The 13,423-nt window shown below is 35.3% G+C and carries 9 protein-coding genes; all 9 read left to right on the top strand.

What is annotated here, in order from left to right:
- Positions 1-124 precede the first annotated feature (124 nt).
- Complete coding sequence (locus QTL86_RS11080) at positions 125-1,060, top strand: AAA family ATPase (RefSeq protein WP_127066013.1); 936 nt, start codon at positions 125-127, stop codon at positions 1,058-1,060.
- 27 nt (positions 1,061-1,087) lie between these two features.
- Positions 1,088-2,266 (top strand): DUF58 domain-containing protein, encoded by a 1,179-nt coding sequence (locus QTL86_RS11075; RefSeq protein WP_127066014.1) that lies wholly within the window; start codon positions 1,088-1,090, stop codon positions 2,264-2,266.
- Positions 2,267-4,720, top strand: a complete 2,454-nt coding sequence (locus QTL86_RS11070) for a DUF4129 domain-containing transglutaminase family protein (RefSeq protein WP_410497202.1) — start codon at positions 2,267-2,269, stop codon at positions 4,718-4,720.
- 256 nt (positions 4,721-4,976) lie between these two features.
- Entirely contained in the window at positions 4,977-6,704 is a 1,728-nt protein-coding gene (gene iorA, locus QTL86_RS11065) for an indolepyruvate ferredoxin oxidoreductase subunit alpha (RefSeq protein WP_410497201.1), read from the top strand.
- A 1-nt stretch (position 6,705) separates the two neighbouring features.
- On the top strand, positions 6,706-7,287 hold the full coding sequence (locus QTL86_RS11060; RefSeq protein WP_127066017.1) for an indolepyruvate oxidoreductase subunit beta: 582 nt from the start codon (positions 6,706-6,708) through the stop codon (positions 7,285-7,287).
- Between the two features lie 154 nt (positions 7,288-7,441).
- The gene (glyA, locus tag QTL86_RS11055; RefSeq protein WP_127066018.1) at positions 7,442-8,677 is read left to right on the top strand and encodes a serine hydroxymethyltransferase; all 1,236 of its coding nucleotides are present in this window, start codon (positions 7,442-7,444) and stop codon (positions 8,675-8,677) included.
- Positions 8,678-8,847: 170 nt separating this feature from the next.
- Positions 8,848-9,255, top strand: a complete 408-nt coding sequence (locus tag QTL86_RS11050; protein WP_013656296.1) for a hypothetical protein — start codon at positions 8,848-8,850, stop codon at positions 9,253-9,255.
- Positions 9,256-9,453: 198 nt separating this feature from the next.
- The gene (gene fusA, locus QTL86_RS11045; RefSeq protein WP_127066019.1) at positions 9,454-11,517 is read left to right on the top strand and encodes an elongation factor G; all 2,064 of its coding nucleotides are present in this window, start codon (positions 9,454-9,456) and stop codon (positions 11,515-11,517) included.
- 256 nt (positions 11,518-11,773) lie between these two features.
- A complete protein-coding gene (locus tag QTL86_RS11040; RefSeq protein WP_410497200.1) occupies positions 11,774-13,324 on the top strand; it encodes a hypothetical protein in 1,551 nt (516 codons plus the stop codon).
- The last annotated feature ends 99 nt before the right edge of the window (positions 13,325-13,423 follow it).

Here is a 13,423-nt window from a genome sequence, read left to right as displayed (position 1 = left end):
GAAAAGCCATCAATAAAAAATGCATTATTATAACAATAGTATTGTAGATTTTACAAAGTAAGCTGAGAAAAAAGTAGGTAAAATAAAGTAAGCAAAAAAGGTATTTATTTAAGGGGGTAATATAATGGAAAAACAAGGGTTAGTTCATAAGATGCTAGAACATATGGAGCAAGTGATTATAGGAAAAAGAGAGGTGCTAGAACTAGTAATCGTAGCACTTATTTCCGAAGGACATATTTTGTTAGAAGATGTGCCGGGGGTTGGAAAGACTACCTTAGCCAATGCCTTAGCTCATACCATTCATTCAGGCTTTTCAAGAATTCAGTTTACGCCAGATACCTTACCTAGTGATATTACAGGGATGACTATTTATAATATGCAAAATGGCCAGTTTGAACTAGTTAAAGGGCAAATTATGAACCATATTATTTTAGCAGATGAGATTAATCGTACTTCTCCGAAAACCCAAGCTAGTTTACTAGAAGCCATGGAGGAGAGACAAGTTACTGTAGATGGCAAATCCTATCAACTGCCTCAGCCTTTCATGGTCATTGCTACGCAAAATCCAATAGACTACTTAGGCACCTATAATTTACCAGAAGCACAGCTTGACCGCTTTTTGATGAAGATTTCCATTGGCTATCCTGATAAGCAAAGTGAAATTAAAATGGTTCAAGCCTTTTTAGAAGATAGCAAGTGGAAACAGATTGATTATGTTGTAGAAGAAGCAGACATTATTGCTATGATTAAGGAAGTTCAATTAGTAAAAGTCCATCCTGATTTGATTGACTATCTATTAAGGCTTGTAGAAGAAACGAGAAATAATAGTGCCATTAGCTTAGGCGCTAGTCCTAGAGCAACCTTAGCTTTAAGCCGTAGTTCACAGGCTCTAGCGTATATGAATGGAAGAGATTTTGTCATTCCAGATGATATACGGAAGATGGTTATTCCTGTACTTGCTCATCGCTTGGTTCTTTCTAGTGAAGCAAAGCTTAATAAGCAAACACCTGAAAAGCTCCTTAAGGTGATTTTATCTAAAATAAAACAGCCTACCTTATAAGATAGAGGAGAGGGGGAGGAGTTTATCATGTGGATTAGTCGAATCATGGTGATATTAAGCATAATAGCCAGTTGTACCTTCGCCAGTTTTTTTGGTGGTAATTTAGCTTATGGTCTATTTTATTTTTCCTTAGCTGTTCCAGTAGTGGCTTTAATTTATGTACTTTATGTTTATATGCATTTTAAAATCTATCAAAGTGTAGGAACTAAAACAGTTGTTAAAGGAGAGCCTGTCCCTTACTTTTTTCAGCTTTGTAATGAGGATAAAGTGACTTATCACAGTATAAAGGTACACTTTTTTAAAGATAGATCTTATGTTTTAGAGGGAAAGGAAGATACAGAGTACTGCATGCTTCCTGGTGACAAGCAAAGTTTAAGTTCTATGATGGTATGTAATTATAGAGGAGAATATGAAGTAGGGATTGATTCTGTTAAAATTGTGGATTTCTTTGGCTTGTTTCCTATGACCTATCCCTTAGCCTCTAAGTTAAAGCTAACTGTATTACCGAGAGTGATTACTATAAATGACTCAAAGCTTATTGCAGTAAACCAGGATGCCAAGCAAAGTTTGTATCCTTTAAAAAAGCAAGAAGAGGAATTAACAGCAGAAGCTAGAAAATATACTTATGGTGATACAAAGAAAATGATTCATTGGAAGTTAAGTGCTAAAAAACAAGAGCTGATGAGTAGAACAAGGGTCGCTATTCCTGAAAGTGGTGTTTTATTATTTTGGGATTTATCAGAAACCAAGGGGAAAGAGATAGAAGTACTAATCGTCCAAGATCTGATTATCGAAAGTATTTTAGCCCTAGCGCAGTATTGCTTAAAAAAGAAGATACCATGTAGAATCTTTTTTTCTGAAGAAAAAATAAAGTCTCAGAAGATTTACAGCGAAACAGATTTTCAGAGCTTATATGAAAAAAGTAGCAGCGCCATTTTTAATACGTCCTTTACTTTAGCAGACATGATACAAATGAGTGAAAGAAGTATTTATGAAAATCAGCAGTATATCTTAGTGACTAATACCTTAAGTCAAACACTATATACTTGTTTATTACCAGTTTATTCAAGAGGCAATGAAGTAACTATTATTCTAGTAGAAGCAGTACCAGATGAGGAAACAAAGAAGCTAATGGATCTATTTATAGAGTCTCATTTACAGGTGGTTTGTTTAAGCTTAGGAACTAAGCTAGAGGAGGTGCTATAGATGAAAAGTATGACAAATGAGCAATGGCAGACTTATGAGCATCTTATTAAAACCATTCTGTTAGGGTTAGGTATTTTACTTTTCATCAATACTTATTCGAAACTAAAATTACCCATTATGCTGATAGTAGTAGAAGCATTTTTTATAGGGCTGATGATTGATCAAATCAATAAGTATAAAAAGTATATACAAACCTATTTATTATTAGGTGCGGCAATAGGGCTTCTTATAGGCGTTCTTGCTTGTTTCCATATTGATGTTATTAAATGCTTCTATGAAAGCTTCCAGTGGCTTGAGCAATATGGAGGTATAGAGGATCGTTATGTATTTTATAAAGCCTTTTGCAGCAGTATTATTTTGAACATAGTAGTTCTTTTACCACTTTACTTGTTACAGAAATCCATAAAATTGCAAAGTGGCCTTAGTGCTATTATTTTAATAGGGATGATTGGCTTAACTATAAAAAAAATAGAGGTAGGTAAAGAGGTTGTCGTTTTGGTGCTAAGTTATATGGCATGGGTTTTAATACAAATCGGGAGCCAGTTAAATCAGCGTCAGAATAAACAGTATAGCAAGAAAGCTAGCACTTTTTTAGTACCATTTGCGATTCTTATAGGCATTGGTTCTATCATAGGGCCAGCCTCTCCAAAACCTATTAGTTGGCAGTTTGTTATTAAGACAGCTCAGCAAGTAGCAGAGGGCATTAGTGACCTAGCTACTTCAATTCAAGGATTTACAAGAGGGGATACAGGTGAGTTTCAAATTAGATTTTCAGATCAAGACAAGATGGAGTTAGGGGGTAAGCTAGAAAATTCAGAAGAAGTCCTTTTAACAGTAGAAGTACTGCCCTTATTAGAAAATACAAGAATAAAACAACTTTATGAAAAACTAGGTTATCAGTTAAAGCAAACCCCTATGCCTAAGAATCCTACTTATTTAAAAGGTAATGTAAGAAATAGCTATACAGGACATGGATGGGATAGAGAGAAAGTCTATGAAATAGAAGATGAGCAGGAGTATCAGTTAGAATATAAGGAACTACTGTATTCCTTATATCGTAGTGGAATCAATACAGCCCAAGAACTTTTTCATCCGGCTAGCATCGCCATCAATTTCGAAAAACTACGTACAAAAAGCTTATTTTATACGAATGCTACCTACGATATGCGCCTTGAAGAAGATGAAAAGCTACCTTCTACCAAAGGGGTAAATATCACTTATAAACGGACCAAGAAAAAAGGTTTTAATTATCATTTTTCTTTTGTGGAAATGAACTTAGGAAGTCAAATATTTAAGGACTATTTAAGGAGCTTAGAAAATTTCCATTATCAAGAGAACCCTATAGAGACGTCTCTAGTGCCAACAGCTTTACCAGAAGATGCCGTCTTTTGGCAAGCTTATCCTCAGCAAGGGATAGCTGGTTTTCTTACAAGTACAAAACTAGAAAAACAGCTTTATGAAAGAGCAGTGCATATTAAAGAGGATTATACAGCATTACCTAGTCATCTACCTGCTAGAGTATATGAACTAGCACAGAATATCACCAAAGACAGTCCTACTACCTATGACAAATTAGAAGCCATTAAGGCGTACTTAGCCCAATTTACTTATACTAAAATACCAGAGGCAGTCCCTAAAGATGAAGACTTTGTAGATTACTTTTTATTTGAGCAAAAAGAAGGCTATTGTACGTCTTTTGCTACAGCTATAGCAGTACTGGCAAGATGTATGGATATTCCTACGCGTTATGTAGAAGGCATTGTTGTAGATTATAATCAAAGCGTTAACGGTGTTTATCCAGTAACAGAAAGTAAAATGCATGCTTGGGTAGAAGCTTATATAGAAGGATATGGCTGGGTTCCTTTTGACGCAACACCTCAGTTTAATAATTATAGTGCTCAAAACTGGAATGTGACACTAGCTAGTATGGGAGCCGAAGCTAGCACACCAGAAATCAACATGCCAGAGCAATCACCTGCGCTTGTGCCACCTGTTATAGAGGAACGAGTAAAAGAAGAAAATCTGGTACCTTGGATTATTTTATGGATCATAGGATTAAGTTTAGTCATCTTGCCCACATTATTTCTGACTTATATAGGAATTGTGGCTTTGCAATATAAGAGGAAGCTTAGGAAAGCCGTAACAAATGAAAAAGCTAAGTTATTACTGAAAGAGATATTGTTTTATTTAGGAAAAAGAGGGTATGAGAAACAAGAAGAGGAATCGATGCTTGAATACGCCAAGCGCATAGACCAAGAATTAAGCGTAAAAGAAGTACTTTTTGAAGAAATGATAACTATTTACTTAAATTATCGCTATGGGCAACATCAGGTGACAGGAGAAGAAATCAAGGGGTTAGAAGCGTATTTAGTTTGTTTGAAGAGAACACTAACAGAGGAGCTAAGTAGGCTAACCTATATACGTTTTAAAATACATTTTTTATTAGTAAAGTAAAGATCAAGCTTAACAGAAGAAGAGAATGAGTAGAGACCGTAAGTAGCCTATGAGCTACAAGGTCTCTACTTTATTGCTTCCAGTAATAGACTTAAAATTATGACATTTGATGTTTTGCTATAAATAACTTGCTAATAAATAATTTAGCATTTATACTAATTAATATTCATAAAAGCTTGAAAAATAAAGAAAATTAGTGCTATCATAGAAATAGTTGCGAAAAACTATCGTTACATCATAAAGAAGGAGGATTTTCATGAAAAAGTTAATGCTTGGAAATGAAGCCATTGCAAGAGGAGCTTATGAAGCTGGAGTAACTGTTGCAGTAGCTTACCCAGGAACACCTAGCACTGAAATTACAGAATTTATAGCTAAATATGATGAGATTTATGCAGAGTGGGCACCTAATGAAAAAGTAGCTCTAGAAGTAGCTATAGGAAGTAGCGTAGCAGGTGCTAGATCTGTTGTAGCTATGAAGCATGTTGGTTTAAATGTTGCAGCAGACCCTTTATTTACTGTCTCTTACACAGGTGTTAATGCAGGGCTTGTTTTATTTGTTGCAGATGACCCTGGTATGCATAGCTCACAAAATGAGCAAGATACTAGAATGATAGCAAAGGCAGCCAATGTACCTGTTCTTGAACCTTCTGATAGCGAGGAATGTAAGGTCTTTGTTAAAAAAGCCATGGAAATCAGTGAAGCTTATGATACACCAGTTATTGTAAGGCCTACTACTAGAGTATCTCACTCACAAGGAATTGTAGAAATAGGGGAAAGAGAAGCTGTAGAACTTAAGCCTTATGTGAAAGATATTCGCAAATATGTTATGACACCAGCTAATGCAAGACCTAAGCATATTATGGTGGAAGAACGTAACTTACGCTTAGCAGAAGATGCAGATCAACTTGGCTTATGCCATGTTGAGAAAGCAGATAGTAAAGTGGGTATTATTACAAGTGGTATTTGCTATCAATATGTAAAAGAAGCAGGCCTTACTGCTAATATTTTAAAATTAGATATGGTTAATCCACTGCCTACAGAAGTGATTAAAAATTTTGCTAATGAAGTAGAAGAGTTATACATAGTAGAAGAATTAGAGCCAGTTATTGAAGAACAAGTAAGAGCGCTAGGCTTTAATGCAAAAGGGAAAGAACTTTTTGGCAGACAGGGAGAAATATCTGTTAGGCAAATTAAAGTAGCTTTTGGTTTAGAAGTACCAACTGTAAGAGCAGCAGAAAAATTACCTGTAAGACCGCCAGTACTTTGTCCTGGATGTCCACATAGAGGTGTTTATACGATTCTTAATAAATTAAATCTCATAGTAACAGGAGATATCGGCTGCTATACTTTAGGCTCAGCACCTCCTCATGGGGCCATGGATACTTGTGTATGTATGGGGGCAAGTATTGGTATGGCTCATGGTATGGAAAAAGCAAGAGGTAGGGAATTTAGCAAGAATGTTGTAGCGATTATTGGAGATTCTACTTTTATGCACTCTGGTCTTACTGGACTTGTGGACATTGTGTACAATAAAGGTGCTTCTACAGTCATTATTGCAGACAACTCTATTACAGGCATGACAGGCCATCAACACAATCCTGCAACAGGTCGAACCCTAAAAAATGAAATAACTTATGCAGTAGATATTCCTGCATTATGCAAAGCAATAGGCGTACCCAATGTAGTAACTGTTGATGCTTATGATATGAAAGCTGTGGAAAAAGCTTTAAAAGAGGAAACAGCCAAAGAAGAACCCTCTGTTATTATTACAAAAGCACCTTGTAAATTAATTATTAAAGAAAAATGGGCCAACTTTGATATTAATGATGAGACTTGCATTAAATGTGGCATGTGTTTAAAATTAGGTTGTCCAGCTATTTGCAAAGGTGAAGAAGGCATAAGTATTAATACAGCACTTTGTGCAGGTTGTGGCTTATGTGCTTCGGTTTGCCCAAAACAAGCGATTAGCAAGGAGGTAAAATAATATGACAAAGAATATACTCATTGTTGGTGTAGGTGGTCAAGGAACACTTTTAACAGGTCGTATTATTGGGAACCATGCTATGACTAAAGGTCTTGATGTAAAAATGTCAGAGGTACATGGTATGGCACAACGTGGTGGTAGTGTCGTGATGCAAGTGAAATATGGTAAGAAAGTCTATTCACCACTTGTAGAAGTAGGCGAAGCAGATATTATCTTTGCTTTTGAAAAGTTAGAAGCACTTCGTTATTTACCTTATTTAAAAGAAAATGGGGTAATCATTGTTAACACCCAAGAAATTGATCCAATGCCAGTCGTTATGGGAGCTGATAAGTACCCAGAAAACATTTTAGAGACTTTAAAAGCAGGGTGTAAAGAACACTGTTTTATTGATGCTTTAACCATTGCAGAAGAAATTGGTAATGTTAAAGTGGTGAATATGATAATGATTGGTGCTTATGCAGCTTATATTGGAGATTCACTAGAAGAGTGGGAAGAGATTGTAGAAAAAACTGTACCAGCTAAAACCATAGAAATGAATAAAGTAGCACTTCGAAAAGGTTATGCTGCGTATATGGAGAAATGAAGAATTAAGAATTAAAAATTAAAAATTAAAAATAAAGAATGAAAGGTGAAGAATAAAAAATAACGAAGAATAAATAATCAGAAGGTGTTTTAATTAACAACTATTTATTATTCATTCTTAATTATTAATTGCCTTCACCATAGGAGGATATTAAATGTACACATTAGATGAATTAAACCTTGTAGACCCAGAGATTAAAGAGCTAATTGAAAAAGAAACTGCTAGACAAAACAACAAAATTGAATTAATTGCTTCAGAGAACTTTGTTTCTAAAGCAGTTATGGCAGCCATGGGAAGTACCTTAACTAACAAATATGCAGAAGGATATCCAGGCAAACGTTACTATGGTGGATGTGAAGTCGTTGACCAAATTGAAGATTTAGCAAGAGACCGTGCTACAGAGCTCTTTGGAGCAGAGCATGCTAATGTACAACCTAACTCAGGTTCACAAGCTAACCAAGCTGTTTTCTTTGCTGCTCTTAAACCAGGTGATACTGTAATGGGTATGGACCTTAGTCATGGTGGTCACTTAACTCATGGTAGCCCAGTTAATATGTCAGGTAAGCACTACCATATCGTATCTTATGGTGTAGATAAGGAAACTGAAACAATTGACTATGATGTGGTAAGAGAAATTGCTTTAGAACATAAACCTAAAATGATTATTGCGGGTGCTAGTAACTATTCTAGAATAATAGATTTTGCTAAATTTAGAGAAATTGCAGATGAAGTGGGCGCATACCTTATGGTAGATATGGCTCATATTGCTGGCCTTGTAGCAGCAGGACTTCATCCAAGCCCAGTACCCTATGCACACTTTGTAACAACAACTACTCATAAAACACTTAGAGGACCACGTGGTGGTATGATTCTTTGTAGTAAAGAGTTTGCACCAATGATTGATAAATCTATTTTCCCTGGTATCCAAGGTGGCCCATTAATGCATGTCATTGCAGCTAAAGCTGTAAGCTTTAAAGAAGCGCTTTCTCCAGAGTTTAAAACTTATCAAGCTCAGATTATTAAGAATGCACAAGCACTTGCTAATGCATTAATCGGCAAAGGCCTTCGCATTGTATCAGGTGGTACAGATAATCACGTGATGAGCTTAGATGTAAGGAATATGAATGTAACAGGTAAAGAAGCAGAACATCTTTTAGATGAAATCGGTATTACTTGTAATAAAAATACGATTCCATTTGATCCAGCTTCACCATTTGTTACAAGTGGTGTAAGACTTGGAACAGCAGCTGTTACTACAAGGGGTATGAAAGAAGCTGATATGAAAGAAATTGCAGAGATTATCTACCTAACACTTAAAGATTTTGAAGCAAACAAGGAAGAATGTGCACAAAGAGTAGCTGCATTATTAAATCAATATCCACTATACTAAGAGGTAAAAAGAGTCTTTACTGGTGAAGTGCTAGTAAAGGCTCTTCTTATTTTGGTAAGAAATCACAAAGATTTAAAAGGCCATGTAAATACCCGGTAGGAGTGTTATAATAAGGGTAGCAAGTTGCTTTTGAGAAAGGGGTATATTTTTAGGAGAAGGAGGGGGAAGAAGTGAAAGAAACGCAGCTACTCTACAAAAAATTTCATACTAGAGAGAAATATAAAGATATAGATGAAATTAAAATTTTGACTGCCTTATACCAGTACTCAGTAGATAGCTTAGAAGCTGTTGTTTCACGCATTATCAATGAAGCTGTTCTGGGGCATATGAATCTAAATTTAGACTCGACTATTATGCAAATGCTAGCACTTAATGATTATTTAAGTAGTTTATTTATAAGAAACTTTGAAGCACTTATTTATAACTATTTAATTAATTACTTAGAAAAACAAGGCATAGAAGAAATAGACGAGACGCTAGAAGAAAAGCTTGATGAGCTTGTAAAAAGCGTAGATATGAAAACAAATTTAGAAGAGTTACTAGCAGCACTTGATGAGCTTTGTATGGTTAATCACTAGGTACAACAATAAAGCAGTATTGCCGGAAAATATTGAAATATCAGGCGATATTGCTTTTGTTTTTGTATAAAATGACTATAAAAATAAAAAATATTTTTTGTTTCTAAAATAATAAATAAAAAAAGGAATTTTAATACGAGCATAGAAATAATATTAATAAGGAGCAAGTAGTTATCTTATCTTGAAGGAGGTCATTCTATGAAAGCATATGAAACATCATATATTCGTAATATTGCTTTATTAGGACACGGAAGTACAGGTAAAACAACTTTAGCAGAAGCTATGTTGTATGCCGCAGGTATGACATCAAGGTTAGGAAAAGTTGAGTCAGGCAGTACAGTCAGTGATTTTGATCCAGAAGAAATAAAACGTAAGATTTCGATTCGCACCTCTTTAGTACCTATTCTATGGAAAGATTATAAACTCAATTTACTGGATACACCGGGATACTTTGATTTCGTAGGTGGTGTTAAGGAAGCTGTAAGTGTAGCAGATGGTGCGCTTATAGTGATTAAAGCTTCTGCAGGTGTAGAGGTAGGTACAGAAAAGGCATGGGAGATAGCTACAGAAGCGGATATCCCTAAAATGCTATTTATTACTGAAATGGATGCACCTAATGTGAATATTGAAGCCATTCTCACTACTTGTAAGGAGAAATTTGGTACGAGCATTGCGCCAGTTCAAGTGCCTTGGTATGAAAAAGGACAGTTTGTAGGCTATGTACATGTTCTTAAAATGTTAGGTCGCCGCTTTGATGGGCAAAAGGTAGTAACTTGCCCAATACCAGACCACTTAGAGGAAGCTATTAAGCCTATACGAACCATGATTCTAGAAGCCGTAGCTGAGACTGATGAAGTACTGATGGAAAAATATTTTGCTGAAGAGGAGCTAACACCCGAGGAAATAGAAACAGCTTATAAAAAAGGTGTGATGAATAAAGAAATTGTACCAGTCCTTTGTGGCAGCGCTGTTAATGCCACAGGTATATCTGTTTTAATGGATACAATGGTCTCCTTATTTCCAGCACCAAATGAAGCTAAGCCTTCTATAGGTATTCATCAAAAAACAGAAGAAGTAAAAGAAATAGCTTGTTCTAATGATGAAAAAAAATCAATCTTTATCTTCAAAACGATTGTAGACCCCTTTATTGGAAAACTTTCTTTGTTTAAGGTCAAAACGGGTACCATTAAAACTGATGATGCGCTACTCAATGTAAGAGCAGGTGAAGTGGAGCGTTTTAGCCATCTTTATGTACTCTCAGGAAAAGAACAAAAAGAAGTAGCTGCCTTGTATCCAGGGGATATAGGTGCAGTAGCTAAACTCAAAACACCTAGAACAGGTGATACCATGGCAGATAAAGATTTTGCTTACCAATATGAGCCTATGGTATTTCCAAAAGGCTTAGTGAAAAAAGCAATCTTCCCTACAGGTAAAGGTGATGAAGAAAAAATGTCTAGTAGCTTAATGAAGCTTATGGCGGAAGATTATACTTTATCTGTAGAAAATGATAAAGAAACACATGAGACGATCCTATGCGGTATAGGAGAACAACAATTAGATGTGGTTGTGAGTATGTTAAAGAATAAATTTAAAGTAGATGTGTATTTAGCACAACCTACTACGCCTTATAGGGAAACGATTAAAGGTAAGGCTAATGTACGTGGCAAGCACAAGAAACAATCTGGCGGACATGGACAATATGGTGATGTAGTCATGGCATTTGAACCTTCAGGAGACTTAGAAATGCCTTATGTATTTGAAGAAAAAATATTTGGAGGTTCAGTTCCTAAGCAATACTTCCCCGCTGTAGAAAAAGGTTTAGAAGAGTGTACCTTAAAAGGAGTATTAGCTGGCTATCCAGTAGTAGGGGTTAAAGCTGTTTTATTAGATGGTTCTTACCACCCTGTGGATTCTTCTGAAATGGCCTTTAAGATGGCAACGACCTTAGCTTTCAAGGAAGGTGTAGGAAAGGCAAGTCCTACTTTATTAGAGCCTATTGCCCATGTAGAAATTAAAGTGCCAGATGAATACACAGGCGATATTATGGGAGATATGAAAAAACGCAGAGGTCATATGATTGGTATGGATCAAAGAGATAGTAAACAGGTTATTATTGCGGAGGTACCTCTAGCAGAGCTTTACACCTATGCTACAGATGTACGATCAATGACACAAGGCAGGGGAGAAGTAGATTACTACTTTGAACGTTATGAAGAAGCACCAGTAGATATTCAGCAAAAGGTCATTGCTGCTAGAGCATAAATAAGAACAGAATTTTGGTTTTAAATAAAAAGATTATTAAAGGTTCTTCAGTTGTTGAAGAACCTTTTTGACGTATTTTTAGTAGATAACTACCAAAAGGGAGAAGCAACAATAAAAAACAAGTAAATAGCAAAATAAAACATCTAAAAACAAAGAAGCAAATGTTAGAATACTTAAAAAATAATAAAGAATAACTGTAGTCTTTAAAAGTATAGCTACAAAGTAGATTAGGAAATACCAGCTTAGGGGGAAGATTATGAGTTGTCATAAAAAGAAATTATTATCAGTAGTATTACTTATAGTGATAGTTATTGTGATAATGAGTGTGAAGTTTATCTGGGATCAGCAGTATGGAAAACGCTTTGGAGACGTGAAAAAACAAACACAATATAATCAAACCATAGAAGAAAATCCTGGGATTGATTACTTGATTATTACGAATACTGAGCAGATAGATGAAATAGGTAAATATTTAAGCAATGATATTTTTTCTAATATTTCCTTTATTATTGTAGCAGATGAGTTAGAGGGAATCACTGCTAACCAACTACAACTCATTAATTTATTTGTAGAAGAAGGTGGAGGATTGATTCTAAATCCGTTGTGCAAAGATTTTACAAAGAAGTATTTTAACCAATGGTTTGAACAAGGAGGCAGGGTAGCTAAGGGAGAAATAAAAATAGAAAATGAGAGTTTAAAATGGTATTTGAATCGAAAAGTAGATAGGTGGGTTACGGAGGTGCATGAGCTAAAACCTAAAAATACTATAGTCCCTTTACTATCCACTAGAGGCAAAATAATTGCAGCTTATGGAGAGAAAAAGATGGGAAAGATATTTTGGTTACCTTGTAAAATAAAGGATAAAAAGGAGCTGTCACAGAATCCGCTTATTCGATATAGTATAGTGGTTAATGCATTAAATTGGTTTGATTATAATAATTACTATTTTATTTTGAACGATGGGTTTGTAGAAAGAGATAAGGAATATTATTACTGGCTAGCTCCTAATGAGAAACTCACCTTTAATAGTTACTTAGAGTATTCTGAGATATATGGAAAGGACCAAGAATGTGAAGAAATCTTCATGTCAGAGAATGGAATATTGCAAATAACCTCAAGGAAGGGAGAAGTTACCTTAGAGGGAGATGAAAACGTGTATTATAATATCAAAGGTCCTGAAGGGAAAATACGCATAACGGTGTGCAATGATTCTGATAGCTATGTATATGGTTGTGTACTAACGACTAAGTTAAAGACTCAAGAGATTGTATTTGATGAAGGTTTGAAGCATGATCAATTTTATAAATCTCATTTCACTGAAAAACCTATTTTTTCATTAAATGGAAGTACCAAGCGATACGTTAAGTTAAAAATGATTCTTAATGAAAATCAAGAAGATGCTACATTACTAGAATTAAACGGGGAAAGATTTGAACATACGGTGGAACTTGTTGCTGGAGCAAATCAATTACTTGTAGAAGCAACTAATAGAAAAGGTGAGACAGAAGAATTGTATTATAACATTTTCTATTATGATACGCCCTTTGAGATGGAACCAATTCAAGAAACCATAGAAATGATAGAAAAGGGAGTGGCTGAACGTTCAGTTCGCCTTGAGTTCTACATTAATAGATCTTGTGAGGGGTGGTTAAATGGGGAAAAAATGATAGATGAGAAAGAAGGGGAAAATAGAACTAAAGCAGGCTGGGTGGATTTAGAACCAGGAGAGAATAAAGTAGTGATAGAAGTAACAGATGTGTTAGGTAACACAATCAAGAAAGAGATGACGATTACATATAAGCCATAAGCATATGCACGTACTCTTTTTGAAAAAGAAGATGTTCTACATAGGGCGTATAAGTGTAAATAGGGAGATGAAACGCAAAGAGGTATAAGCATTCAGTCT

The sequence above is a fragment of the Cellulosilyticum sp. ST5 genome (genome assembly GCF_046529625.1).
Taxonomy (GTDB): Bacteria; Bacillota; Clostridia; order Lachnospirales; family Cellulosilyticaceae; genus Cellulosilyticum; species Cellulosilyticum lentocellum.
The sequence above is the reverse complement of the archived record's forward strand: the minus strand, read 5'-3'. Positions and strand labels throughout refer to the sequence as shown.

What these genes read in the sequence shown, in the direction of transcription:
- QTL86_RS11080 (WP_127066013.1), top strand. Translation starts at nt 125, where the DNA reads ATGGAAAAACAAGGGTTAGTTCATAAGATGCTAGAACATATGGAGCAA.
- QTL86_RS11075 (WP_127066014.1), top strand. Translation starts at nt 1,088, where the DNA reads ATGTGGATTAGTCGAATCATGGTGATATTAAGCATAATAGCCAGTTGT.
- QTL86_RS11070 (WP_410497202.1), top strand. Translation starts at nt 2,267, where the DNA reads ATGAAAAGTATGACAAATGAGCAATGGCAGACTTATGAGCATCTTATT.
- iorA (WP_410497201.1), top strand. Translation starts at nt 4,977, where the DNA reads ATGAAAAAGTTAATGCTTGGAAATGAAGCCATTGCAAGAGGAGCTTAT.
- QTL86_RS11060 (WP_127066017.1), top strand. Translation starts at nt 6,706, where the DNA reads ATGACAAAGAATATACTCATTGTTGGTGTAGGTGGTCAAGGAACACTT.
- glyA (WP_127066018.1), top strand. Translation starts at nt 7,442, where the DNA reads ATGTACACATTAGATGAATTAAACCTTGTAGACCCAGAGATTAAAGAG.
- fusA (WP_127066019.1), top strand. Translation starts at nt 9,454, where the DNA reads ATGAAAGCATATGAAACATCATATATTCGTAATATTGCTTTATTAGGA.
- QTL86_RS11040 (WP_410497200.1), top strand. Translation starts at nt 11,774, where the DNA reads ATGAGTTGTCATAAAAAGAAATTATTATCAGTAGTATTACTTATAGTG.